The organism is Desulfovulcanus ferrireducens (assembly GCF_018704065.1).
GTDB classification, from domain to species: domain Bacteria; phylum Desulfobacterota; class Desulfovibrionia; order Desulfovibrionales; family Desulfonatronovibrionaceae; genus Desulfovulcanus; species Desulfovulcanus ferrireducens.
The window spans coordinates 13,762-40,222 of record NZ_JAGUQP010000028.1 but is presented as its reverse complement, the minus strand read 5'-3'; the positions used below and the strand labels follow the sequence as shown (position 1 = coordinate 40,222).

The window sequence follows — 26,461 nt, the reverse complement described above, 5'->3', positions numbered from 1 at the left end:
TCCTTGTGTTTCTTGATTGTGACCGGCATGGACTCAAGCAGCCGGTAGATACTGTCATAGGTATATTCGTAACGCTTATGTTTATGGTGATGGTGCTTATAACTCTCTGTCTTGGTCAGACGATTGCCAACCTTGTCATGGGTGTAGGAGAATGCGCTTAAAATGTCACCTTTAGCGTTTTTGGTCAACAAATCCACCAGACGGCCGACAGTATCGTAAGTATAGGAGGTCGTGACGCCGTTGGGATATCTCAAGCTGGTCCTTCTGCCCAGCTCATCGTAGTCAAGGCCGAAACTGCCGGCGAAACCGACTGTCTTCGACAGACGATTAGCTTTATCGTATTCATAGGTCACTAACTCACCGTCCGGCATAGTCATTTGCACCCGGTTGCCTAACGCGTCATATTTATATGATATGGTCCGATCGTAGGAATCAGTGATCCTGGTCAATCGGCCCAGCTTGTCGTATTCCATGGCATAACCAATATGCTGGTTACTGGCCGTGATCACATTGCCCTTGACATCGTAGCTGAACGAGGTGGTGGAATCATCAGGATAGGTTATACTCAGCAACCGGCCCAAGGCGTCATAAGTATAGCTGGTCCTTTCACCCTTGGCATCAAGCCGGGAGATGAGATTCCCTTGAGCATCATAAGTATAGGAGACCCATTTGCCCAGAGGGTCGGACTCCTGTATCAACCTCCCCAAGGCATCATACTTGAATATCGTTGTCTGCTCATTTGCGTCGGTGATGGATGTGGGACTGTTCTTGCCGGTATCACTGCAAGATGGGCAACCCGCATCGGTATAAGTAAAAACAGTGAGATGCCCCAGGGCGTTAACAATTTTGGTAACCCTGCCTTTGTGATCGTATGTAAACAAGGTCGTGTTGCCGTTGGCATCAGTGATTGATGCCCGGTTGCCGAGTTTGTCATACCCGTAGGTGGTCACATTGCCTTTGGCGTCGGTGATTGTGATGAGCCGGTTAAGGACATCATAGGTAAAGGTGGTTATGTTGCCTGTCGGGTCAGTCATGGTCACCATGTTGCCCGCCGCATCATAGGTCATAGTGATGGTAGCGCCGATGGGGTCGGTTATGGTGATCAGGTTGCCTGCTGCGTCATAGCCGAAGGTTGTCACCCGCTTATTGGCATCGGTGACGCTTATAATACGGCCTTTGGCATCGTACTGGTAGGTGGTGGTGTTGCCCGCCGGATCTGTGGTCGATATCAGGTTGCCTTTTTCGTCATAAGTATTGGAGATGACGTTGCCTTGCGCATCGGTAATGGTGAGAATATTGCCAAAGGCGTCATAGGTATAGCTGGTTGTGCTGCCACTCTGATCAGTCCTGGATAGCATGTTGCCGAAGCTGTCATAGCTATAAGTGATCGTGCCGGAGGCATCGGTAACGCTGATTTTGTTCAAGTCAGCGTCCCAGGTGTATTCCGTGATATTGCCTAAAGCATCCACCTTTCTGATGACATTCAGGGAATTATTGTAGGTGTACTCCGAGGTATTGCCAGCCGGATCAGTGACTCTTGTTACTGCATCACTTACATATTCCACAGTGCGGTTATTGCCGGCGGCATCGGTGGAGCCCAGCAACCGGTCGTCGCTGTCATAGCTGTATTGGGTTGTCTGACCCTGCGGGTCGGTTTTGGCTATCATATTGTGGACACCGTCGTAAGCAAACTTCCAGGTGTCGCCCGCCGCGTTGGTGATGGAGGTCAGGTTGTTGTCAGCGTCGTAGGTAAAACTTGTTACCCGGCCGGTGGCATCGCTGATTTGGGTGATGCGACCGTTAGAATCATTGCTAATATACAACACATCTCCGTCTGGCCCGGTAATGGCTGACAGCTTATCTTCATCATAGGTGTAAATTATTGCGTTGCCATTCCTATCTTCGATTCGATAAGGTTTACCGTCTTGATCGAAGCAGACAATACTACCTCTTTTTCGGTAAAGTTGGTAACTACTGCCACCACTGATTTCGACGTCGTCAATATACCAGCCATCATATGTCACGCTTGAATCTGTAATCAAACGAAACCGCAACAACAAGTTGGATAACCCGGCATAACTATTGAGGCTGACGGTTTGCTTGGCCCAGTCGTTCTGGTACCCAGTATAGCTCTTGAGCAAAGTCCAGTTGGCCCCGCCGTCTTTAGAAATCTCGATGTAGCCGAAATCGTAGCCGTTTTCCAAGGCAAAAGTATGCCAGAAGGTCATGCTGGCTACTGCTGTATTGGAAAGGTCCAACTCCAATGTCAATGCCTTATGAACGCTGTTGGAATAGTTAGCGTTCGGGCTGTCCGTCCATGAAGTATTGGAACTATGCGAACGTGAAGTGACTTGCCCCCACGGATCGTCTGCGGCCCATGATCCATTGCCGTTTTCCATGTCGTCCGAAAACAGAACCTGTTTGTTCAATTTGAGAGAGTCATGGTTCCCTGGTGGCGAAGAGAAAGTACCATTGGCATTTGAAGAGAATTTTTCTTCCCTCCCATCCGCGTCGATTAAGATGATCGTACCATCGGTTTTTCTGACAAGGCGAATGTCTGCGCTGTCATTCCAGCCAAAACCAAAACGGCTCTGCCGGTTCGAGCGGCTGTTGTAATTGAGTGTCAAGGGTAACTTAGGATTCGGGGATACCTGGCGAGAGTAGAAAAGGTTTCCATTGGCTACATTTACGAATGAGCCTATCTCGACAAGAGTCATGTTGCATTTATAGCCCAGCCCGGGCATTTCGACTATCTTCTGTTCGACCTTAAACGTCTTGCTGTCTCGCCAATGGCCGCACCACTCGCACCACACGTCCGATTTAATCTGGACTATGTCTCCGACTTTCAAACTTGACGCGTCAAAGATAAAACTACGGGTGCATGTGGTTCCTACCGGCGTGTTTCGTGTATATTTGGTCCCAATACCCACGACGTTAACCTTCACATAGTTATTGTACGGGCTGCAGTATGGGCACATGTAGACGTTTATGGTCACATGCAACTGTTTGCTTGCATCCAAAGCAACTTCAGAGATGTTGTATGAATAAACCGTGTTGTGTCGGTCCGCCTCAGGTCCGGGGATGGAATGAGCCCAGCTGGTCCCTAACTGAAGCACAAATAAACAAAGAAACGAAATCACAAAAAAAGCCGTTTTCACCTTAAGCATCATTCCCCCCTTGTTTCCTTAATGTCTTTGCCTAAAGCGCTAAACCGGATCATCTTTATAGGTTAACCCGCTCGACAATCCAGCCTGTCAACGACAAAACTGTATGCCTAAAAACTATTTCTAAAAGGTGTTTCCGCAAGTTGTTTCAATCCAAAAATATTTTCCACTCCTCGTCATTCTGAGGGAGCGAAACGACCGAAAAATCTCTAACGTAGCAAACGAGATTCTTCGCTTCGCTCAGAATGACGTAATCAAGGTAACCAGCGGATACACCCTTTTCTAAAGTCATTTTCGATGCGTATAGACAAGCTGCGCCAAATTCGGCCCAAAGAGTCAGCTTGATAATCTTTTAGCGTTAACAGGCTACAGTTGTCACAGAATACCCAGATAAGACAGTGAAGACCCTGTAGCCAAATCCATAAACATAAATATACCTTACACAAATGTATGCAAAAGTTCGGAGATAAAGAGGTCAGCCCCACAATAATATAAATATAACTCTTTGCTAATCTAAACCCATAGACACTACAACTAATAATTTTTGATTTATATTAAATCTATCTATAGTATATTTAGCGATTATAAATAATTTATACGATGAAGAACATATCTTTTTCGCTATGAATATTATCAAAAATTATTACATATAAGACAGTTATAAAAAGAGGTTTGAGTACGTTTTTACATATTATTATAAAAATTTTTATATGAAAAAAAATAAAAAAATTACTATTATACATCACGCCTTAACCAATTATCAAAATTTGTCAACCATTAATTTAAATATTTCTTAATACCTGACATCAATACAGAATAAATTGCAGTCTAGACACATGCAATCTATTTAAATTATTTGTAAAAAAACTTATCATAAGACGTAAGGGATTCAAAAGATCCAACAAGAATGGACACTATCAGTACTGCATCATACGCCATAAAATTCTATCCCTTGCAGCGGAGCTTTTTGCTACGGATAGTTAATAGCTGTGGAAAGATTAAGTGAATATGACCCGGAAGGAAAAGGACAGACCTGCTTGTTATTTTGCCCATACAGAAGACTAAGGAGGGCTTTAAAAAAATAGTTATTGAGTTAAAATTGCATAAAGACCTAAAGACAGCCGTTCAGAAAGGCCTGAGCAAACATGGAGCTGTATAGATAAATGTGACAAGTGCTGGATACCTGACCGTTTTTGACTGTAGAAAAATATGTTTCCTTGGAGAAGAATTTGTAAGGGGAGAGGAGTACGAAGATAAGAGAGTAAAAGGTTAGGGATGTGATTTCAGAAGAAATGCTTAGGAACGGATTCCAGATATCCCTCAACCCCGGTAATCTGTCCGGGCAAAAATATATTTGGCTTTTTTTAAGCATAAGCTTCGGAGTCAAAACCTCGGGTGCATTAACATAAAAAATCCTCTGCATGCTCCCAAGGCGCAAAAACTCTGCCTCCTCTAAGCCCAGAATGAGCCTGAAGACCCTTTTTTGCTCCGGATAGGTGAGTTTTGTCTGAAAGCCAACCAGGTTAAAGGCAGTCTTGTCCAGGTTTTCAGCCCTTAACTGGACAACGGCAAAAGGCTGTTTTCCGGTTCGCGGGTCAACAAGCCCCACTGGTTTCAGCGGGGACCATAAGCCAGAGTCATTTCCCCTCGCGCTGCCATGGCCTCGACAGGCAAACAGCCCTCAAAATGAATCACCCAGCAGCTTAAACCTCGGCCCGTCCAAAATGAAACACCAGTTGGTAAGGGGACATAATTTAACACGGCTAGAGCTACCTCTACTGCAAGAATTTTAGGTGCGTTTGCCCTGGGGGAAGAGGTCCTTCAAAAGGTAGTAGAAAAGCATAAAAAATGGATTGAGAAGAAGAAAAAGGAAATTCAGACCAGGAATCTTAATTTCACTCCCATTATTGTCCTTAGTATTGGAGCCAGGGGAAGCAAAGTCTTTCTTTTCAATCCCCTGGCGTACAGAGCAACCAATAACTGCCGGATGGATAGCTACTGGTATCAGATTTTATTTTCAAAACTTCAAGGTTCGCTGCCTGTGGGACCGAAAGTCCCAAAAAATGATCATAAAAAAACAGCACCTGGATTCAATTTATGGCAAGATAGCCTGACAATTAAGAATTATTCAGCAACTACAAAATATTTTTTACTCGCTTAACTGGCGATAATAGAGAGGTGCGTCCGACTTCCAGTAATTTAAACTCTAAACTTTAGTAAACAAATTAAGTTGATAAAAAGATTCGGCTTCAAGCTCTTAAAACCAACTCAGGCGACATCATCTTTGACAAACACCGGAAATTACTATTAGAAAAATAGTTTGTGGGACAAGCAAATAGTACGCCACCCTACATCTTATATTTAATATCCTCTAAATCATATTTCTCTAGAATTTCAGCCCACTTCTTACTTTCTTCATCCTCCAAAACAACCTGATATTTTTCTCGCTTTTCCACCTCAATCTCATCCAGAACCTTTTGACTGACCATAATCGGTACCTTCGCTCGCAAGGCAAGAGCAATGGCATCGGAAGGCCTGCTGTCAATACGCAGCTTCTCTTCACCCTTTAAAAGAACAATCTCCGCATAGTAGGTGGAATCCTTCACTTCTGTTATTTCGATATGCTCAAGCTTTGCTCCCAGATTTTCTAAAGTATTCAAAAGCAGATCATGGGTCATGGGTCTCAGCATTTTTATGCCGTTTAAGGGGATAGAAATTGCCATGGCCTCTAGTGCGCCGATCCAGATGGGCAAAATGTATTTTTCTTCTTTATCTTTTAAAATAATTAAGGGCATCTTGGTCTCTTCATCCACAGCCAGACCTACCACTTCCATTTCAACCATCATATATTACCTCTCCTTTGGGAAGATGGGTTTATTTTATTAAGTTAATCTTGAGGATGTATGGGTGTAGAGGTGAGCATAAGGATCTGCCGCCCACACTAGTACTGACAGGCATGAAAGCCTGTCCCTCACTCATCCACCAATCATCCCATTCACTCATCAACCCATTCACCCAACAACGAATGCTTTTTGGCCTCAACAATTTTCACCCTGACTATTTCTCCTGTGAGGTCTCTATCGCTTGAACAGGGGACATTAACCACCCGACCACCTGAATCTCTTCCTCGCCAAAATTTCATATCTTTACCCTGTTTTTTACTTAGACCTTCAACAAGCACCTCATCTATTTTGCCCACTCGCCCGGCATAACTCTCTCCGGTCAACTTCTCTTGTAACTCTTGTAAAACAGCAAGCCGCCTAACTTTAACCTCTTCTAAGACCTTGGGCTGCATCTTTTCCGCTCGCACCCCGGGTCTATCTGAATATTTAAAAGAAAAGGAATTTTCAAAACGCACCAATTCGATCATTTCCAAAGTCTGCTCAAAATCCTCTTCTGTCTCTCCGGGAAAACCAACAATAAGGTCTGTGGTCAGCGCAATATCAGGACAAACTTTGCGCAACTTATCAACTATATCCAGATACTCTTCTCTGGTATACTTTCTGCCCATGAGTTTTAAAATACGGTTGGAGCCGGATTGCAAAGGCAAGTGTAGCTGCGGACATAGGCAAGAAAGTTCTCCAAAGGCTTTTATCACCTCATCAGCAATGTCTTTGGGATGGGAAGTGGTAAAGCGTAGACGCTTGAGTCCGTCAATGGCTGCCACCTGATATAGAAGTTCAGCAAAACTTACTCCATCTCCAAACTTGTCCAACCCGTAACTGTTTACATTTTGACCAAGCAAGGTGATTTCTTTAACTCCTAAATTAACCAGGGTCCTGCACTCATCTAAAATTGCTTTGCTTGAACGCGATTTTTGCCTGCCCCGGGTATAAGGAACTATACAATAGGCACAAAAATTATCACAACCCTGCATAATGTTTACATAGGCTTGAGCAGGCATCTTTTCTGGCCAGTTATTCTCCCGCTCCGGATAGTAGTCTTCAAAATCCAGAAGACTTACTCTAAGCTCAGGCTCACTGATAAGCCTTAAAATGGTCTGAGGGACCATAGCAATGCCATCCGTACCAAAAACCAGACGTACATGCGGGAAACGCTGAAAAAATTTTTTGCCCACCTGTTGGGCCACGCATCCCCCGACACCAACAAAGACATCCTTGTTTTTCTTCCAATAAGATGTAAGCCGACCCAACAAACTATATATTTTTTGTTCTGGCTTCTCGCGCACGCTACAAGTATTAATTAGAAACAGATCTGCTTCCTCTTCCGCGCCTTGTTCAAATCCCATGGCTGTCAGCGACCTGCATAACCAGTCAGAATCACAGACATTCATCTGACAGCCAAAAGTAAAAATATGAAATTTCATTTTTTTACTCATAGACCAAGCCATCCATCTAAAAACCTAGTCACCTCCTGAACTGCCTCTCTCAAACTTATCCCCTCATTTTTCACCACAAGCTCAGCCTGTGGTTCTTCTTCAAAAGGGATATCCACGCCTATCACCTGCCCCAAACCAGGAAACTCTCTCCCTGTCTTTTTCCGCTCCAGGGCCTTGGCATAAAGCCCGGCCATAACCAGTCCTTCAGGCCTTTTGCTCTCCCTTTCCATGGCCGTCTGCAGGGAGCAGGAGATATAAATTTCCGCAAACTTTTCAATCTTATTTCTGGCCAGACGGCGCATCTCCACTTTAGGCGCAGTACCATCCAAAATAACTCCATGCCCTTTTTGAACCAAATCAGCCGCTTCCAGGGCAAAGAGCTCATAGGCCTTTCTTCTTTCTTCGGGCGTGTACTTTGGATTAGGGAAGTATACTTTTCTGCGTTCATCCATCTGCAAATGGAGCACATCCAAACCCTTATCCCGCAAATATTCGTACGCCCTCTTACTAATGCTACTCTTACCTGAGCCGGGAAGCCCAACAAACCAGACAGCCCAACCCTCTTTTAATGTTGAATGTTGGAAGTTGGATGTTGAATTATTTTTTTGAGTAGATTGCAACATGTTTACCCTTACAAGATTAGAAGTTCGCTCTTGAGTCTGTGGCCAAAACTCATTTTAACCGCTGATTGAAAGTCTTGGTTTCTGAAATGCATTACAAACGGCTTGGGTAACCCAATCTTAACGAAGCTTGTGGATAAGCAGAGCATCGGGATGAATGGGCTAAATACTTTGCGACATTGACCATAACTATCGACAATTAAAGAAACTTTTGTTTACCCGAAATATCCCATTATGCTCTGCCCGCAAGCAAGTTTTAGATAGGTCCAAGTCTTTGTACCAGCATGAAAGAAACCAAGACTGGAATAAACCATAGAAATTAAATTGATAAAAAGGTTCGGCCACAAGCTCTCTTACTTTTCCCTCCTCACTGGTCACGGCTCACCAAGCACAACGGCTCACTCAACTCATATATTTATTAATATTCCTATAATCAAAACTCTCGTCTTCGAGCACATTCTCTATAAACCGAAATAAGCCCTCTCTTACCTGCAACGGATGGTTGGGATACCATTCTGGTGAAGCAATAACCAGTCCCCGAAACACATAGAATGGAGCAATAACCTTTAAAATTTCCTCATCACCTGTATATTCTAGGTACTCTTCCCAAAACGTCAAATAGAGTTTTTCAAATGGACCAGCAAGTTTAGGCTGATCATAGAGGCCATAAAGAAGATAATTGCAACTCATCGTGGACACATCATCTGCGGGCTCTCCCCATTCGCCGCGGCTCCTGTCCAGAACAGAAAATTCTCCCCCTTCTCTGACCAGCACATTCCAGGGATGAAAGTCTCCATGCACGACACTTAATCGATGGGTAAACTTGCGGAGCTTCCACCGCCAGTCAATGAGTTTCTTTTCAAGGGCAATAAATCTTTGTTCCTTAAAGTGCTCATAAGGATAAGGGTAAGCATCAATTAGTCCCCAAATACATTCAGAATCGCCAATTAGCTGTCTGACGCGGCGAAGGTAAAGATCGACATCATCTTTCTTTTCTTTATGCACACGTGCCAGCCACCTGGCGAACTTTTTCGCCAATTCAAGATCTTCCGGGCGAAAATCGCCTTTTTTTATTCGCTCCAGGTCTAAAAAATAATCTCTGCCCTCGACCTTTTCATTGACAATAACAAATTCTTTTGGCTCACGGACCGGAATGAGCTTGCCCTGCTTATTTATATACCCCAAAGCAATGGGCCGAACATGCCGCTCCATTTTCCCTCCGGTTTCATACTGAAACATTAAAATGGCCGCCCGATCCCAGTAGAATTGGTGCCCATATTTATCCCCGCGCATTGCCGAGATTACAGCCTCTTTGACCTGACCATCCTGCTCATAGCTAATAAGCATCGGTTTTCCATAGCCGAAATCCTTCATTCCTTGCTCATCTAAGGAGCCTATCTCTCCTATGCCTGTGAGTTTTACTTCACCTGGTAAAATATCGTTTAAAAATTGTTCCAGATTGTCTAAATTCATCTCTATCATAAGGTCCTCCGCTTTTTATTGCCTCAACTCACCCATGAGATTGTCTAACATGCAATCGTTTCAAGCAAGTTGATCGGTGATAGGCCAAGTGCATTATTCTTAATAAAAGAGTAAAGATAAATGTATAATGTCTAAGGTAACCTTAAACACTATACATTTAATAAGGAAGGTTATCTGAGTCTGTGGCCAAACCCCATTTTGACTACCAGATTAGAAATCCTGGTTTCTTGAATGCATTGCAAAGGGCTGGGTAAGCCATCTTGGCGAAGCTTGTGGGTAAGCAGAGCATCGGGGTGAATGGGCTAAATGTTTTGCGAGATTAACCATAACTATCGATAATAAAAGAATATTCATTTATCCCAAATACCCCATTATGCTCTGCCCGCAAGCAAACTATAGATGAATCCGGGCACTTGCACCAGCATGAAAGAAATCAGGATTGAAAAAAGTTATGAAAAATTGCTCTCTTAAGCAAGGTTTGCCACAGACTCATCTATGCAGGCGTTGAGAATATCTAGCTATCTGAACGAACATAACTTGCCTCAATCTCAATCACTATGCCGCCCCTGGCCTTGAATTTTCCCACAACTGTCATTTGCCGGGGCTCACAAGCCTTGACCAGATCATCTAAAATTCGGTTGGTCACTGTCTCCATAAAGGTTGGTTCTTGGCGATAGCTAAACAAATAAAACTTTAACGACTTGGACTCGATACATTTTTTATCAGGAACGTATTTTATAATGATTGTTCCGTAATCTGGCTGGCCAGTCATAGGACAAAGAGAGGTGAACTCATCACTAATCAAGGTAATAAGGTAATCTCTTTCCGGGAATCTATTGGGAAACGTCTCCAGAATCCCAGGGTCAACCCGGGTTGGATACTCAGTCTTGCTTTTCCCCAACAAAGTCAAAGAAGAAACATCATCTCGCATATGTTAGCTCCGTTTTGTTAAGTTGTGGAATATACAACATTATCCTCGAAAAAATCGGGCTTCAGCCCTCCTAACCTATCTACTTTTATTTAAAAATCTCCAAAACTCACTATCCGGAGTAAACACAAAACTGGTATTATCGTTTACGCCTTTTTTATATGCTTCCATTGTGCGCAGAAACTGATAAAAATTTGGGTCCTTAGCCAAAGCCCGGGCATAAATTGCCGTGGCTATAGCATCACCTTGTCCACGCAATACCTCTGCCTTTCGCACGGCCTCGGCAATCATAATGGTCCGTTCTTTATCTGCAGTGGTTCTAATTTTAACCGCTTCCTCCCTACCCTCTGACCTGTATTGCTTGGCCTGGCGCTCTCTTTCCGCTCGCATCCGACCATATATGGCCCTCTGGTTTTCCGGGGGCAGGTCAGTCCTTTTTATACGGACATCCAATATCTCAATACCATATTCTTGAAGAAGTTTATTACACTTTTTTGTCACCTGGCTCATTATCTCGCTTCTTTTGGATGAAACAACCTCAGTAAGCGAGTACTGACCCAAGGCCACCCTGAGCTCAGCATAAATTATGTCATCCAAACGAGAGAGACCGCTGGAAATAGTGCGGACACTGCGGTAAAAAGTCAGGGGATCTTTGATCCGCCACCGGGAATAATTGTCAACCACAAGATTTTTCTTGTCTTTGGTTAAAACTTCTGCTGGCGGGGCATCATATTCCAAAACCCGGCGATCAAAATAGATAACATTCTGCACAAAGGGCAATTTAAAATGCAGGCCGGGTCCCAGATCAGACCCCACCGGCTTTCCAAGCTGGAGCACTATGGCCCTCTGAGTCTGATCAACTGTAAACACACACTGCGAACCAACTAAAAGCAAGATGATGAAAATTATAGCCAGCACAGAGCTCTTTTTATAGGGCATTACTTCTTCCCTCCTACATTTTTACCCTTTGGGGAAGTTGATTTTCCTTTGAGGCCTTCCATATTTAGAGGTAAATAAGGAACAACTCTTTGTAAGGCCTTGTCTGAAATAATCATCTTGCGCACACTTGGGTTGGACAATATCTGCTCCATAGTTTCAATATATATTCTTTTTTTAGTGATATCCTTAGCCTTGTTATATTCTTTCAATATAGCGAGGAATCTGTCTGCCTCACCCTTGGCCTTGCGTACAACACTCTCCTTGTAGGCCAAGGACTGGTTGATGATTCTGGCCACTTCACCTCTAGTCTTGGGAAGAAGGTCATTACGATAGGCCTCTGCCTCATTAATGTACCTGCTTTTATCCTCTTTAGCACTGGCCACGTCTTTAAATGCATCAACTACCTGCTTGGGCGGATGTACATCTTGCAGTTGTACGGCCACTACTTTTATACCGCTATGATAACGATCCAAAATATTTTGTAGAAGCTCCCGTGTATCATTCTGAATGGACAATTTCCCAGTTGTCAGGGCAGAATCTATTTTATTATACCCAATAACCTCACGCATGGCTGCCTCTGCCGCGTCTTTGACCGTCTTTACGGGTTGAGAAATGTTAAACAAGTAATTTTTTGGATCCTTTATTTGATATTGTACAATAAACTGCACATCCACAATATTCTCATCGCCGGTAAGCATGAGAGACTCTTCAGGAACCAATCGATACTGATTGGTAGCAAAAGTAGTCTTTTTCTGCAGAGTTCTAAAACCTATCTCAACTCTTCTAATTCGTGTGACCTTAGGCGTTTGCACCTTTTCAATGGGATAAGGAATGTGATAGTGTGGACCAGGCCCGGTAATGCGGTTAAACTGGCCAAAACGCTGAACAACCCCCACCTCATCCGGATCAACGATGTAAATACCGCTTAAGGCCCATAAGACAATGACCACCAGGACCACGATCTTGGCCCCGGGCAATTTTATTCCTTTGATCTGCTTCAATTTTTGATTAAAATCTCCAAAATCAGGCCCAGGGCCACCCCCGGGATTTTGTCTCTGCCGCCGTTCCTGCAATTTATCCCAATCCCAATTCATAAACTTACTCAACCTCCCCAAAATATAAAGCCTAGAGCATGAAATGATAATTACCATGAACAAAAACTCTAAACTCTAAATATTCGTACGTTAGAAACACCACCTATATTCCTATTAAAAGATTTTACAAGTGTAAATCTTTTCTTTATTCTCCCCATATTGATAAAATTAAAAATAGAAACTATATTCTTCAACTTTTATCTCCAAACTTCAAAATCCGGAGGAACCCAATGAAAGAGATCAAAAGAGAAATTTTTCGCGCTTACGATATCCGCGGCATTGTAAATAAAGACTTTGATGGTGATTGGGTAGAAGTCCTTGGCAAAGCCTGTGGAACTTATTTTCTATCTCTGGGCTACACCCATGCCGTAATCGGACATGATTGTAGACACAGCTCACCGGAATACCAGAACAGACTTATGGATGGCCTCCTTTCCACCGGGGTTGATGTTACTTTTCTGGATATGGTGGCTACCCCTTTATTTTATTTCGCCATTAAAAACTTAAACTTAAATGCCGGTGTCATGATCACGGCCAGCCACAACCCTTCTGATTTTAATGGTTTCAAGGTCTGGGCCGGTGAAAGCACTATCCATACCTCAGAAATCCAAAAAATTTATGAAATAATGGTGGTGGGCGATTTTGCTAAAGGTGAAGGCATGGCCAGTCAATTGGACATAGTCCCGGCCTATCTGGATCATCTATCCGACAGGGCCAAACTAAGTAACCCGATCAAAGTGGTTGTAGATGGCGGCAATGGCAGCGCGGGTCTTGTTTGTGTTGAACTATTAAAAAGACTTGGGGCAGAAGTTGTTCCCCTCTACTGCGAGCCAGATGGTGACTTTCCTAACCATCATCCAGACCCCACTGTCCTTAAAAATATCACAGATTTAAGCCAGATCGTTACTGAAGAAAAAGCCCACCTTGGAATCGGCCTGGACGGTGATGGTGACCGTATTGGTGTTGTAGATGAAAAAGGCCATGTTGTCTATGGAGATAAACTTTTAGCCATTTTTGCCCGCCAGGTACTCGAAGAAAATCCTGGTACCACCGTTATCGGGGAAGTAAAATGTTCTCACCTTCTGTTTAAAGATATAGAAAAGCATGGGGGAAAGCCCCTAATGTGGAAGACAGGCCACTCCCTGATCAAGGCCAAGATGAAAGAGACCGGGGCCCTGCTCGCTGGGGAAATGAGCGGACATATGTTTTTTGCTGATCGCTACTATGGTTTTGACGATGCCCTCTATGCTGCTGCCCGTCTGATTGAAATTGTAAGCAAACAGCCGGATATGCCCTTGAGCTCTTATTTATCTGACTGGCCCAAAACATTTAATACCCCGGAAATTCGAATGGACTGTCCGGAAGAAATTAAATTCAAGGTTGTCAGCAAGGCCCAGGCCTATTTCCGCGAAAAATACAATATTGTCGACGTAGATGGTGTGCGCATTATTTTTGATGACGGTTGGGGGCTGCTACGCGCCTCCAATACCCAGCCGGTTTTGGTCCTTCGATTTGAGGCTGAATCGGAAAAACGGCTGGAAGAAATTCGCGCTCTAATCGAACAACCTTTAAAGAAATGGATCCAGGAACTGACCCAAGATGCGTAAACTTATCTTTCTCACCTTAGTTTTGGTCTTGATCGCCGGGGGAGGCTGGTGGTGGAAGAAAAAAAATTCATACCACGGCCCTAAAATTCTGGCCTCAGCCACCCTGAAAAAAGGTCAGGTGCGCAAAGTCCTGGAGGCTACCGGGATTATCAAACCTCAGGTAGGAGCCATAGTCAAAATCGGGGCCCAAGCCACCGGCGTTATTACCAAGATGAAGGTCAAGGTAGGCGATAAGGTGCAAAAGGGTCAGCTTGTTGCTGAAATTGATGACCGAGAAATTCGGACAGCCATGGTTGAAGCACAGTCCCGGCTGGAAAAGTCCCGCCTGGCCCTGGAGAAAATCAAGGCCACATATCCCTTAAAAATAGCTCAGGCCAAAGCCATTTTGCACCAAGCCAAAGCCAAACTAGACTATACCAGGTCGAATTTCCATAAACTCGAAAAGCTCTTTCAAGAAAATCTTGTTTCTCAAGATGAGTTTGAGCGAGCTCAAAAAGAGCTAGCAGTTGAAAGTCAAAACTTTAACCAGGCTAGTGCCAGATTAAATGAGTTAAACAGGGAATTTGCTTTTGAAGCCAAAAAAAGCAGGGTAGAAATTAGAGAAGCCCAGGCCAAACTAGATGCTTTAAAGGTTAAACTCAGCTATACTAAAATTTACAGTCCACTGACTGGCTATGTCAGCCAGGTTACAGCCCAGGAAGGAGAAACTGTTGTCGCTGGCCTCCAGGTAGCCAACCTGATTACTGTTTTAGACCCTACGCGTCTTGAAATGTGGATATATATAGATGAAACAGACATGGGTGAAATCCGCCCCAAACAAAAGGTCTCCTTCAACGTAGATGCCTACCCCAACAAAACCTTTACCGGTCGAATAGCCACAATCTATCCTCAACCAGAGATAAGGGATAATATTGTCTATTACCAGGCACTAGTCCGGATTACCTCTGAACAAGCCAGGTTTTTAAGACCAGAGATGACCGCTCATTGCCAGATTGAGGTAAAAACCAAGAACAATGTTCTGGCCCTGCCTAATTCAGCCCTAAAATGGATCAAGGGTAAACAGGTTATTTTCGTACAAAGGCCTGATGGTACTGTTTCACAGGTCAAACCAAAACTTGGATTAAGCGGACTCAATTACACAGAAGTTATTTCCGGACTAAAACCGGGTGATGTCGTCGCCACCCAGGTTGTTTTGAAAGGTGAGTAGTTGACTGATTGCGCAGTGAAATTAAGGAGTTGAATGCTAATTCAATTAAAAAATATCCACAAAAACTTTGTCCAGGGTCAAGACGAAATACAGGTCTTAAGAGACATTAACCTGGACATTGAGCAGGGCGAGTTTGTTGCCCTGCAGGGAGTTTCCGGGTCAGGCAAGTCAACTCTTTTGCATATCATCGGACTTCTTGATGCTCCTTCGTCAGGCCAATATTTTTTACAGGGAAAAGATGTGTCCAAGTTAAACGACGATGAATTAAGTAAGCTTAGAAACTCACTCATTGGATTTGTCTTTCAAAGCTTCTACCTTGTTCCCTATATAACAGCCCTGGATAATGTGCTTTTGCCCGGCTTATACAGTAAAACGCCAAGAAAAAAGTTGGAACAAAGGGCCAAAGAGCTTTTAACTCAGCTAGGTCTGGAAGATCGTATGAAGTTTAAGCCAAGCCAACTCTCCGGCGGACAGCAACAACGTGTGGCTCTGGCCCGGGCCCTGATCAATGATCCCCAGCTCATCCTTGCTGACGAACCCACAGGGCAATTGGATTCCAAAACCAGCCAGGAAATCATGCTTTTATTCAAGAAAATTCATGCCCAGGGAAAAACTATTATCCTGGTCACCCATGATCCGGTTACTGCTAACTTTGCTCAGCGGACCATCCAGATTATCGATGGACAGATCGCAACTACATAATACAATTATTTATCTGCGTAATTTTGAACTGGCCTTAAAAGCAGTCTGGGCCTATAAACTACGCAGTCTTTTTGTCGTCTTGGCCATCAGTTTAGGCATTGCAGCTTTAACCATCATTATCTCCTCCATTGATGGAGCCCAGAAAAAAGCCCGGGAAGTAGTGCACTGGTTTGGACCCGACGCTGTCTTTGTCTTAGGGGGAGACATTAAAAGCCGGGCAGTTGGACAACGGGTAAATACCTTGACCTGGTCTGATGCCCAAAAAATTGAAAGGTCCCTGCCCGGAGCTTATATGGTTATTCCCATGCGAGCTGTTCACGATGTCCAGGTAAAAGCTCAACATAAAAACATTAATGTCTCTGTAGTTGTTGGTTCCACAGCCAACTATGCAGAGGGCTGGAACTGGCCCTTAGCCCTAGGCAGAGACTTGAACAATGACGACGTACATAGGGCACGCAAAGTATGTATTTTAGGCGATGAACCAGCCAAACAACTTTTTCCCGATACCGATCCATTAGGCAAAACCATTCTTATCAATAATCTAGCTGTCCAGGTCATTGGTGTTCTGGCTTATCGAGACTTTTCAGGTGGAGGAGGAAGATCCATTAACAACCGCATCATCATGCCCATTACAACTTTAACACAAAGATTTAACTTAGACCGTAAATATTTTCGAGCCTTAAGAGTTAAATTTTTTCACCCGGAACTTATGGATGAGCATGTACAAAACCTAAGAGCTCTTTTAAGATATGAGCACAATCTAGGACCAGGTCAGGCAGATGACTTCACTATTTTATCGGCCAAAGAAATCTTAAAATTTCTTGCCATGCTCCAGGGGAGCCTGGTAATCTTCCTGGGGGTGACTGCCGCGGTAGCTGTAATAGTTGGCGGATTTGTCCTGGCCAATCTCTTTTACTTAAGTGTTGACGAACGCAAAAATGAAATCGGACTTAAATTAGCACTGGGTGCGAGCAAATTGGCTATAAGAGTCCAATTTTTGACGGAAGCAGTTATTTTAACTATTCTGGGAGCTATATGCGGCTTTGGCCTGGGTACACTTACTGGACAAATTTTGTCAGGTTTAGGCATTATACCAATTGAATTTTCTCTAAAAGTTTTTTTGATATCGAGCCTATCGGCCCTTTTAATTGGCCTAATTTTTGGTTTAAAACCAGCCAACCAGGCAGCTAACCTTAATCCCATTACTGCGCTTAAAAGTAAATAAGGCTTAATGGGGTAGAGGTATGGTAATTATAGAAATTGAAAACTACAGAGTCGGGGAAAAAAGATGTTTATAAAACGCAGAAACGATAATATTGTCATGCAAATTTTCCGCGGCCTGGCCCTGGTAGCCGTATTCATGGCTGTAGGAGTACTTTTCTGGAAACATTATGACCGTACAATCACAACTATTCAGTCCAGACAGTCCATTTGGGATCAGACCAAAACTTTAACCGATAAGCAGAAAAAAAGTATCTATAATTTTTCTGCCCTGCTAAAAAAACGGTATGGTTTGACCCTGCAACTTAAAATAACCACAAAACGAATATACATCCCCCAGCTGGATTCCAAAACTATTTTTATCGGCTTAAGCCCTAAGTATAAAGAGGTCATTGTGAGGTTCCCCCCCCTGGTGGAGAAAGTCCTGGGTGTAGAGTTCCTGCGTTACCTGCAGGAGCAACACTTTGTTCCCTATTTTGAAAACGGTAACTGGCCCCAAGGCTTAGGTGAAGCATTAAGTTTAATTGGCCAAAAACTTATGGAAATCGAAAATGGATAAGCAGCCTTATAAGGTAACAATTTATACGGATGGATCCAGCCTGGGAAATCCTGGACCGGGTGGCTGGGCGGCAATTTTAAAGTATAAGGACAAACGCAAAGAACTTTCCCAAGGGTTTAAGCTAACTACCAATAATCGCATGGAACTCCTGGCCATTATCAAGGCCCTGGAAGCATTGAAGTTTCCATGCCAGGTGGACCTTTATACAGATTCAAAATACGTATCGAACGCCATCACCCAGAACTGGATAAAAAAATGGCAAAAAAATGGCTGGAAAACTTCCGGCAAAAAAAAGGTCAAAAACCTGGACCTGTGGCAAAAACTTCTTCCTCTTTTAAACAAACACCAGGTTAATTTTCACTGGATCAAAAGTCACAACGGGGATGAAGAAAACGAAAAGTGCGACCTCCTGGCCAAGCAGGCCGCTCAGAGTGATAATTTGCTAATTGATACCAATTATGTTGGTTGAATCAGAGAAGACGCTGCCCTTGCGTCTCTTAACGTCAGTCATTACCCCGCCTTTGTCTGAGATTCTTCGCTCCGCTCAGAATGACGGGAAAAGATAACAAGACTTTTGTATGGATCTTTCCATCTTCAAGACATTAAAAAAGGCACCAAAGAGGTGCCTTTTTTAGACTTTAATTTTTTGCCTTACAGGACTTACAACTAACTCAGGCCGATTGACTCTTTAATATAATTATAGTCAAGTACAGAATTAACTAACTGTGCACCGTGTTGAATTTTGATTGCATCCCTCAATTTATGCCTGGAAAGGATGTTTTCCATTTTCTTGGCCACAGTATAAGTATCATCGCGGACTATAACAATAGGCACTTCCAACACCTCGGCCCGACTCATGATTATATCATTAGGATAAAGGTTGCCGGTTAAAATCAAGCACTGACATTTACCTTCAAGAGCCACCAGTTGGACGTCTGACCTATCTCCTCCAACAATAACCGCAGAATTCTTATGGCGCTTAAAATGGGTCATAAAGTTTTCTACCTGCATGGTACCTATAAGGAAGCTCTCTACGACCCGGTCTGCCTTTTCTGAACCGGCTATGATCCTTCCTCCCAGACGCTCGGCCAGGTCGGCTACTTTTATTGCTCCCATAAGAGAATCGTGGGGGATGACACCCAAAATCTTTACACCATTACGCTCTAGACAAGGCACAAGCATGTTGTTCAGTTCATCCATAAAATGGTCTGGAATATCGTTTAAAATTGCTCCGATCATTTGATCGCCCAAAGTCTCTTTCAGAGCAAGCAGGTAGTCATAATTAAGCTCTTTGGTATAACGGTCTATGACCAATGATTTCAGTCCTAAAGTCTTGACCACCCTAACTCCATCAACACTGCAGTATTTTCCAGAATACATACTTCCTGAACCGGACACAATCATCACATCTTTATCTTGACTCAATTCTGCATAACTCTGCTTGATCTTATCCATTAAGTTTTCATGTTCACCTTTAAAGGCTTTTACTTTGAAATCTTGATTTACAACCACCGGAGTAACTTTTTCTACATCTTCGGAAAGACCCAATATTTCCTGGACAAAAAAAGCATCCTCGTCTCCAAGCTTACCATCTATTTCTTTAGGCATGGCTCCAACGGGCTTCATATACCCTACCTTGTATCCGTCTTTTTGCAATCTAAGACCTAATGTCATAGCGATCATATTTTTGCCAGAATATCCTGCAGTTGAGCCAATATAAACTCCAACCATTTTATCCTCCTGGAAAGTTTAAAGTTTTTTAAAATTTCTCGTAATCATTCATGATAAAAAGATTAAATTAGTCGACTAGGCCAGATTTCACCTGATTATTGGCGAAAGGACCAAATTGGCCGGTAAAAGGATGCCACTAAAGGATACCAGTTGAAGTAGCATAGTTTATTTATTAAAACACAATTCCAAACCAATGTAAATGTATTGTAAAGAGGATTGGGGGGGAAAAGTTTGGGAATCAAGGGGTTGGGATTGACCGAAAATTTATCCCCTGCTAGCCCCCTCTTTAAAAGTTCTGAATTCTGACTTTTAAACTCAATGCCCTAAACTTTAATCAGGAGATAACCTGGATGAAAAACTTTCTCTCTGCTCACGAAATTAACAACCTGGAAAAACTCATTTTTTACCAATTCAATGATAAAACTTTACTCTGCCAGGCCTTGACTCACAGCTCTTTTGCCAATGAACATGGCCTGGAAAACAATGAACGACTGGAGTTTTTAGGAGACGCAGTACTTGAATTATGTATCTCCAAAGCCCTCTATGAACAATTTCCCACGGCATCAGAGGGAGAATTGACCAAAGCTAGAGCAAGTATGGTCAATGAAGTATCACTAGCACAAGTAGCCAGGTCTTTAAAGCTTGGCCAATATATTTTATTGGGAAAAGGTGAGGAAATGCAGGGCGGAAAAGACAGGGACTCGGTGCTTAGTGACACATTAGAAGCTATCTTTGGGGCCATATTTCTGGATGGAGGCTATGAACAGGTCAAGACCAGCATAAATAAAATTTTTAGCCCTTTTTGGCCAAAAAAAATATCTCTCAAAAAAATCACAAAAGATTACAAAACCAGACTTCAGGAGTTAACCCAAAAAATTTTCAAGCAACGCCCTGTTTATACCCTGGTTGATAGCCAAGGCCCGGAACATGCAAAAATCTATCTTGTCCAGGTCAGCCTTCCTGATGGGACCAACCTAAAAGCCAAGGGCACCAGTGTGAAAAAAGCAGAACAAAAGGCCGCCCAACTAGGACTTAAATTTCTCCAAGAAAGGCTATGAAATCTTAATAGGCAGTTGGTAGCAAGCAGTCACTGGCAGGAACTTATAAAAAGTGCCCTTTTAAAGCACTCTCTCCTTCATGCTGCTTACTCCCCACCTGCCTATCATGATATATAGCCATTACCCTTGAATGAGTTGCATCGCCATCTTTGGCAGAGAGTTGGCCTGGGCAAGCATTGCCACTGCCGATTGAGTCAGAATCTGATTCCGAACAAATTCTGTCATCTCAGTGGCCACATCTACGTCAGAAATGCGAGACTCTGCTGCCTGCATGTTTTCGGCCTGAATAGTCAAATTGCTTATCGTAGCCTCAAGTCGGTTTTGCAAAGCACCTAGACTGGCCCGAATATGGTCTTTTGACACAATTGCCTGTTTGATGCCCTCCAAGGCCTGCTGAGCCAAACTCTGTGTGGAAATAGAAGCTCCGCCAACATAGTCTGACCTGGAAGTGTCTGCATTATTGCCCAATCCAAACGCAGAGGCAGTGGCGCCGCCAATCGCAATATAGTAATAATCTTCTGCTGAATCATTGCCTGTTCCGAAATGAACATGCAGAGGTCCTGCACTGTCCAAGCCACTACCATCATAAGAACTGATCCAGGCTGATTGATCTCCGCCTGCACCGGACAAATTACCATTCAATAGATAGATACCATTAAAGTCCGTTGCATTGGCAATACGAGTAATCTCTGAGGCCATGGCCTGATATTCAGAGTCAATTATCAAACGCTGATCTGAAGTGTAGGTTCCGGTGGCAGCCTGTTCTGCCAGTTCTTTCATGCGAATAAGCTTTTCATCAATGACCTGTAGTGCGCCGTCAGCAGTTTGGATCAGCGAAATAGCGTCATTGGCGTTTCTGACTCCCTGCTGCAGAGCGGATATATCTGACCGCATAAGTTCGCGAATTGCCAGGCCTGCTGCATCATCAGCAGCAGTGCTGACTCTAAGCCCCGAGGACAAACGACGCGTGGACGTGCCCAGTCGACCATAGGCCATGCTCAAATTTCTAGACGCATTCATGGCCATAAGGTTATGATTGACAACCAAAGACATAGCTTTACCTCCTATTTTTTTTATTATCTTTCAAACAAGATACCATTAATAGTTTATACTAATATTTCAACATGTTACAAAACCAAAACAAGCAATTTTTACCGGCTATAAAAAAAAACTGTCAATTTTTTCCTAGTAAATCACATAGGCACCAACTTAAGTTAGCCGAAAGATTAAAATAGAAATTTTAGTTAGCCTCAACAGTAGGCTAAAGTTTTTAAAAATAGTTCCGATAAGGATAAGGAAGAAGAGAAAAGGTGGAGAGAAAAAAATGAAAGTCCAAGATACGCTGAATCTTAATAATCAGGATACGAGCAACTATCTTCCGGACCAGAAGAAAGTTGACTCTCACGGGCAGAATATAGAAAAAAATATAAACAAGGAGAAGACAGATAAACTCCCGAAAAACGAATTTGAAAAAATAGAAAACCTTGCCAGATCCATAGAAAATTATCTCAACTCATTAGGTGTTAAACTTAAATTCCATATCCACAAGGAAACCAATAAATTACAGGTAGATGTGGTGGATCCGGAAACCAATAAAATCATCCGTAAAATTCCACCTGATGAGCTGCTTAACCTGGCCGCGTCAATTGAAAAAATGGTTGGAATATTTATAAACCGCTCACTATAAAACAAAAAAAGCCCCGCTTAGCGGGGCTTTTTTGTTTAGAAACGAATTGATTATCGTTTTAGCTGAATAAGCACGGAAAGCATTTGGTCGGTTGTAGTTATAGTCTTACTATTAGCCTGAAATCCTTTCTCAGTTGTAATCATCTTTACAAATTCCTTCGCCAGATCAACATTAGATTGTTCCAGAGAATTTGAGGCAATTGTGCCTTTTCCTCCTGTACCGGGCAGGCCAGTCAAAGGAGGACCGGACTCTCTCGTCTGTGAGAATAAATTGCCCCCTTCACGATGCAAGGCATATTTATTGTTAAAATCAGCAAGAGTAAGAACATAGAGTGGTAAAATCTGTCCATTAGAGTATCTTCCAGTTATCACCCCGTCACGGTCCACACTAATATTTTGTAAAAATCCGGCTGTATAGCCATCCTGAGATTGATACAATGTTGTCGAACCGGTACTATAGGTAGTTGTCGAGAGAGCACCATACTCAGGGTCTAAAAAACCGATTAATTTTGTCTGATCTGTACCAATTTCGCTGGGGTCAGTGTAATCGGTGGTATCAGGGTCATACCAACCAGGATATTTAGGGCCGGTACCGTCTGGATCGCTTAAATCCTTATTGCGAATGCCAAAATTTATCTCAATATTCTTGGCATTAGCCCCGTCAGTAAAATCAGCACCAGTTGCAGCCAAAAAATTGGCCGTGCATATGGGGTATCCATTTTGTGAAAACAGTGCTGGTTCCCACTCATTTAGATTGTTGGGGTCAGAAAGAGTCACGTTGTTATTATTCAACGTGAATGCGCTCATATTCTCTACTTCTCCGGCGGTATTAAAGGTTAGAGAACCTATCATTAACACACCCTTTTTATCAGTATTGGTCACGCTACTCCAAAAGGACCTGTTGTCTTCATTCGGAGGAACAGTAACCATAAATTCCCAGTACTGTTTACCTCCTGTATCAGTAATATCTTCCCTGACCGGATCAAAATAAACTGTTAAATTATGTGATGTGCCATTTTCATCATAAACCTTAATGGTACTTTGATATGCATAAGCCGTGTCTCCAATAGGAACGCTGGCATTAGCACTCCATTTTTTAAACATGGCAAAAAACGGATCCGCTTTATCTGTTGACCTATCTTCACTTTGTGAGTCCAGATTGACAACCATACTTACTCGAGATGTAGGTTGAGGAGGAGACTGAAAATTCTCCAGGCGAATATCTGTGGGCACTCCTCTTGTCTTTATACTAGCAGTTTGACTAGCTGCCTGCTCAACTGTAGCTGCAGATGACGTATCTTCCTGAAGCACTTCCCAGCCCTGGACCACATAACCGTGGGGATCTACCAGGTAACCATCTTTATCAAAACGAAAATTTCCTGCCCGAGTATAATATTGCGTTTCCTCATCCTTTGGGGAGACAATGAAGAATCCATTGCCACCTATGGCCAAATCAGTAGACTCGGTGGTAGTTTCCAGAGAACCTTGAGCAAAATCTGTCATAACAGTACCTATAGCAACCCCTCTACCGACCTGTCCTACTCCAACTGCAGTAGTAATTTCCTGATTCAGGGCATCTTCGAAATGCATTCTAGACCCTTTGAAACCGATTGTGCTCACATTGGAAATATTATTGCCTATAACAGACATGGCCTCTCCATGAGCCCTAAGCCCGCTGGTTCCTGAATATAATGCTGCTGAAAGTCCCATATTCAAACCTCCTAGCTATTTCTGGCTATCATCGCTACTAGGGTTAACAATCTCTTTAACATCTACAAAATTAACCTGTCGCCCATCTTCTAAGCGCAGGTATGATTGACCATTCATATTTTGTACACCAGACACCTTACCACTGACTTCAGTGTCAACCAATACTGGTTGACCATTAACACCCTCTGCGGCAATGCTCACAGAATAAACACCATCAGGGGCATAACTGCCAGTATAAGTTTTACCGTCCCAGACAAACTCATAATCACCCGGCTGCCTTGAGCCTACATTTTCCGAGCGCACAAGGTTTCCAAAGGAGTCAAAAATATTGATGTATACCTTTGAAGCCACGTCATCAAAATGATAGTACACGGTAGAAACATTATTGCCTTCTTTACTCAAACTATCACCACTTGCACGCACTTCCTTGCCGATAAAACTCACCGCGCCAAGCATTTCCTGCCTGGCCTTATCTTCATTTAGGCTCTTGATACCTTCAGAAATACTAGTCAACTGCTCAAGGCTTGAAAATTGTGCCAACTGAGCTGTAAATTCACGATCATCCATGGGATTCAATGGATCCTGATGCTCTAATTGGGTAACTAGAAGCTTTAAAAACTCATCCTTACCCATAGGAGCTGCATCACCAGTTTTTCTAGTCTGACCGGTGAAATCTCGCTCATACCCGCCAAGCAAATAATCAACACCATTAGTTTGCATTCTCCACCTCGCTAGGCAAATAAATCTATCCCTGACTGGGAAATATTTTCTCCATGCCCTATATTCTGCACATCATGGGCCAAATTTTCTTCCCGGCTCTCACTAAGTCCTCGTAGCCTGGCCAGGTTTATTCCTTTACGAAGATGCTCCTGAGCCTGATTATGTTTGTCAGAGCCCTGCCAGGGCGTACTCATCTGGCCATCAGGGAGCTGAGTCTGCACTTCTAACTTTCCTACTTTTAACCCCTGTTGTTCCAGACTGGTCTTCAATTGATTCAAATTTTCACTAACAATCTGGGTGACATCATGGTTTGTGGTTTTGATAAGCGCCTTAACCTCGTTGTTTTTGACCTGTAAAACAACATGTAACCGTCCCAAATCAGGTGGGCTTAATTGCAATCTAATCTGCCGCCGGCCGTTACCTAAATTTTGAACCACCCCGTTTTGAACTTGCTCCATTACCTGTCTCGATATCTTTTCCCTGCCACCCCCAAATTTTGTCTGCCAATCACTCTCGTTTTTCACCTGAAAAACATTTATTTCATCGTGGACATTATCTGCTTTGTGAAAGTGTCCTTGAGCATCTTTACCGGTTTTTACTTTAACACGTTGTCCCAAGAAATTTCGCTGGTCATCATTATTCTCTTTTTCCTTTTCTTTATTAACATTAAATGACTTGCCTTCGTGATGCCGTCCTTGATGTAGTACACCATTTTCCTTAGCCTTGAGCAAAGTATTGTTATCTATGCCTTCTTTGCCTCGGTCATTATTCAAACCCTTCTTCTCTGTCTTATGGGCGAGTTGCCTTATTGACCTCAACATCAAAACTTCCTTACTTTGCCCATCAACCATTATCGCTTTGCTTTCCTCAGAGACTGACCGCATTACATCTTCATTGATTTCAGGCGCTGTTCGCATTGCCTCTTTTTTTATTATAGCCAATAAATTCTTTAATTCTCCCAAACTTAACTCTTTATTTACAAAACCAGATAAAAAAAACTGATCTTTTTCTACCCCAAAAGCCACCTTAAGACTTTTTATCTCATTCTGAGTTAAAGATATCTTTCGCCCCTGTGGCATTTCTTTGAGCTTTTCAGCAATTTCTTTCCACACTTCCATTTTTTTATTTTGTTCAAGCTTAGCTACCAGTTCTTGACTCTTTTCCGGAGTGAAATTTATCTTCTGAAAAAAAGAAGTTAATCCTCTTTTTAAATTGGCATTTAACTGTCCAATATCCTTAGTCAACAAACTACCAAGTCCCAGACAAAGGACTACATCTTTCCAAGACAGCCCCTTTTCCCGAAACTTTTTCTCCAAGACCTGAATTTTTTCCTTTTCTACACCAAAATTTTTCAAAACATCTTTTAAAGAGGAAAAATCTTCCTCACTTAGCTTGTCAGACCAAAAAACTCTCTTATCCTCTCCCCTTTGTGCATCATTCTTTCTTGGCTCAACATCCCTTAAATTCTGCTTCCTGCAATGGGATAAGCTTTCACAATTATTTTCAGAGGATACAAGGGAAGAAAAGACTTGATCAAATTGAGAACCTTGCCCTGGACCTCGAAGCTCTTTTGTCGGAATACCAGACAAAAACGATTGTTCTGGAGCGGAAATATGAGGAAAAAATTGCATCTCTGACCTCCTTGAGGTCAAAGACTTCAATTACTGTTCCAATTGAGTGAAAAGTGAAAATAC

At 42.9% G+C, this 26,461-nt stretch carries 21 protein-coding genes and 1 pseudogene; 8 read left to right on the top strand and 14 right to left on the bottom strand.

Going from position 1 to position 26,461, the window contains the following annotated elements; translation table 11 throughout:
• From KFV02_RS09750 to hflK, 9 genes and pseudogenes are all read right to left on the bottom strand, one after another.
• The coding region (locus KFV02_RS09750) for a DUF6531 domain-containing protein (protein ID WP_252381361.1) at nt 1-3,170 on the bottom strand (3,170 nt) is incomplete at its 3' end.
• A 1,298-nt stretch (nt 3,171-4,468) separates the two neighbouring features.
• Nucleotides 4,469-4,856 (bottom strand): annotated as a pseudogene (locus tag KFV02_RS09745) (FAD-dependent oxidoreductase); the annotation flags it as partial.
• A 656-nt stretch (nt 4,857-5,512) separates the two neighbouring features.
• The gene (locus KFV02_RS09740; RefSeq protein ID WP_252381363.1) at nt 5,513-6,007 is read right to left on the bottom strand and encodes a bifunctional nuclease family protein; all 495 of its coding nucleotides are present in this window, start codon (nt 6,005-6,007) and stop codon (nt 5,513-5,515) included.
• A gap of 152 nt (nt 6,008-6,159) precedes the next feature.
• The gene (miaB, locus tag KFV02_RS09735) at nt 6,160-7,491 is read right to left on the bottom strand and encodes a tRNA (N6-isopentenyl adenosine(37)-C2)-methylthiotransferase MiaB (RefSeq protein WP_252381362.1); all 1,332 of its coding nucleotides are present in this window, start codon (nt 7,489-7,491) and stop codon (nt 6,160-6,162) included.
• Between the two features lie 8 nt (nt 7,492-7,499).
• Complete coding sequence (locus KFV02_RS09730; protein WP_252381360.1) at nt 7,500-8,126, bottom strand: adenylyl-sulfate kinase; 627 nt, start codon at nt 8,124-8,126, stop codon at nt 7,500-7,502.
• A gap of 399 nt (nt 8,127-8,525) precedes the next feature.
• Nucleotides 8,526-9,605: an aminoglycoside phosphotransferase family protein gene (locus KFV02_RS09725; RefSeq protein WP_252381359.1), complete on the bottom strand. Its 1,080-nt coding sequence runs from the start codon at nt 9,603-9,605 to the stop codon at nt 8,526-8,528.
• A gap of 514 nt (nt 9,606-10,119) precedes the next feature.
• A complete protein-coding gene (gene queF, locus KFV02_RS09720; protein ID WP_252381358.1) occupies nt 10,120-10,536 on the bottom strand; it encodes a preQ(1) synthase in 417 nt (138 codons plus the stop codon).
• 75 nt (nt 10,537-10,611) lie between these two features.
• Nucleotides 10,612-11,472: a protease modulator HflC gene (hflC, locus tag KFV02_RS09715; protein ID WP_252381357.1), complete on the bottom strand. Its 861-nt coding sequence runs from the start codon at nt 11,470-11,472 to the stop codon at nt 10,612-10,614.
• Nucleotides 11,472-12,566 carry an FtsH protease activity modulator HflK gene (gene hflK / locus KFV02_RS09710; protein ID WP_252381356.1) on the bottom strand — a complete coding sequence of 365 codons (1,095 nt, stop codon included), beginning with the start codon at nt 12,564-12,566 and terminating at the stop codon, nt 11,472-11,474. Before hflK ends, hflC begins: the two co-directional genes overlap by 1 nt.
• A gap of 230 nt (nt 12,567-12,796) precedes the next feature.
• Here hflK and KFV02_RS09705 point away from each other — a divergent pair, with 230 nt between their 5' ends.
• The 6 genes from KFV02_RS09705 to rnhA all read left to right on the top strand — a co-directional run bounded on the left by KFV02_RS09705 (nt 12,797) and on the right by rnhA (nt 18,331).
• Nucleotides 12,797-14,173: a phosphomannomutase/phosphoglucomutase gene (locus KFV02_RS09705; RefSeq protein ID WP_252381355.1), complete on the top strand. Its 1,377-nt coding sequence runs from the start codon at nt 12,797-12,799 to the stop codon at nt 14,171-14,173.
• Nucleotides 14,166-15,380, top strand: a complete 1,215-nt coding sequence (locus tag KFV02_RS09700; RefSeq protein WP_252381354.1) for an efflux RND transporter periplasmic adaptor subunit — start codon at nt 14,166-14,168, stop codon at nt 15,378-15,380. The genes KFV02_RS09705 and KFV02_RS09700 overlap by 8 nt, the downstream gene beginning before the upstream one ends.
• A 33-nt stretch (nt 15,381-15,413) precedes the next feature.
• The gene (locus KFV02_RS09695; protein ID WP_252381353.1) at nt 15,414-16,082 is read left to right on the top strand and encodes an ABC transporter ATP-binding protein; all 669 of its coding nucleotides are present in this window, start codon (nt 15,414-15,416) and stop codon (nt 16,080-16,082) included.
• Nucleotides 16,060-17,307, top strand: a complete 1,248-nt coding sequence (locus KFV02_RS09690; RefSeq protein WP_252381352.1) for an ABC transporter permease — start codon at nt 16,060-16,062, stop codon at nt 17,305-17,307. The genes KFV02_RS09695 and KFV02_RS09690 overlap by 23 nt, the downstream gene beginning before the upstream one ends.
• A gap of 63 nt (nt 17,308-17,370) precedes the next feature.
• Nucleotides 17,371-17,862 carry a TPM domain-containing protein gene (locus KFV02_RS09685; RefSeq protein ID WP_252381351.1) on the top strand — a complete coding sequence of 164 codons (492 nt, stop codon included), beginning with the start codon at nt 17,371-17,373 and terminating at the stop codon, nt 17,860-17,862.
• Entirely contained in the window at nt 17,855-18,331 is a 477-nt protein-coding gene (gene rnhA / locus KFV02_RS09680; protein ID WP_252381350.1) for a ribonuclease HI, read from the top strand. The genes KFV02_RS09685 and rnhA overlap by 8 nt, the downstream gene beginning before the upstream one ends.
• Nucleotides 18,332-18,528: 197 nt before the next feature.
• Here rnhA and KFV02_RS09675 read toward each other — a convergent pair whose 3' ends face one another.
• Nucleotides 18,529-19,593 carry a phosphotransacetylase family protein gene (locus tag KFV02_RS09675; protein ID WP_252381349.1) on the bottom strand — a complete coding sequence of 355 codons (1,065 nt, stop codon included), beginning with the start codon at nt 19,591-19,593 and terminating at the stop codon, nt 18,529-18,531.
• A 350-nt stretch (nt 19,594-19,943) separates the two neighbouring features.
• Between KFV02_RS09675 and rnc the strand changes: the two genes are divergently transcribed.
• Entirely contained in the window at nt 19,944-20,651 is a 708-nt protein-coding gene (gene rnc / locus KFV02_RS09670; protein ID WP_252381348.1) for a ribonuclease III, read from the top strand.
• 120 nt (nt 20,652-20,771) lie between these two features.
• Here the strand turns inward: rnc and KFV02_RS09665 are convergent, their stop codons facing one another.
• Nucleotides 20,772-21,704 (bottom strand): flagellin N-terminal helical domain-containing protein, encoded by a 933-nt coding sequence (locus tag KFV02_RS09665; RefSeq protein ID WP_252381347.1) that lies wholly within the window; start codon nt 21,702-21,704, stop codon nt 20,772-20,774.
• A gap of 271 nt (nt 21,705-21,975) precedes the next feature.
• Here KFV02_RS09665 and KFV02_RS09660 point away from each other — a divergent pair, with 271 nt between their 5' ends.
• Nucleotides 21,976-22,338, top strand: coding sequence for a flagellar protein FlaG (locus tag KFV02_RS09660; RefSeq protein WP_252381346.1), 363 nt, complete (start codon nt 21,976-21,978; stop codon nt 22,336-22,338).
• Nucleotides 22,339-22,388: 50 nt separating this feature from the next.
• Here the strand turns inward: KFV02_RS09660 and KFV02_RS09655 are convergent, their stop codons facing one another.
• From KFV02_RS09655 to KFV02_RS09645, 3 genes are read right to left on the bottom strand one after another with little or no spacing between them, the layout of a single operon-like run.
• The gene (locus KFV02_RS09655; RefSeq protein ID WP_252381345.1) at nt 22,389-24,047 is read right to left on the bottom strand and encodes a flagellar hook protein FlgE; all 1,659 of its coding nucleotides are present in this window, start codon (nt 24,045-24,047) and stop codon (nt 22,389-22,391) included.
• A 15-nt stretch (nt 24,048-24,062) separates the two neighbouring features.
• Nucleotides 24,063-24,767: a flagellar hook assembly protein FlgD gene (locus KFV02_RS09650; RefSeq protein ID WP_252381344.1), complete on the bottom strand. Its 705-nt coding sequence runs from the start codon at nt 24,765-24,767 to the stop codon at nt 24,063-24,065.
• A gap of 11 nt (nt 24,768-24,778) precedes the next feature.
• Nucleotides 24,779-26,398 carry a flagellar hook-length control protein FliK gene (locus KFV02_RS09645; protein WP_252381343.1) on the bottom strand — a complete coding sequence of 540 codons (1,620 nt, stop codon included), beginning with the start codon at nt 26,396-26,398 and terminating at the stop codon, nt 24,779-24,781.
• Nucleotides 26,399-26,461: the final 63 nt, after the last annotated feature.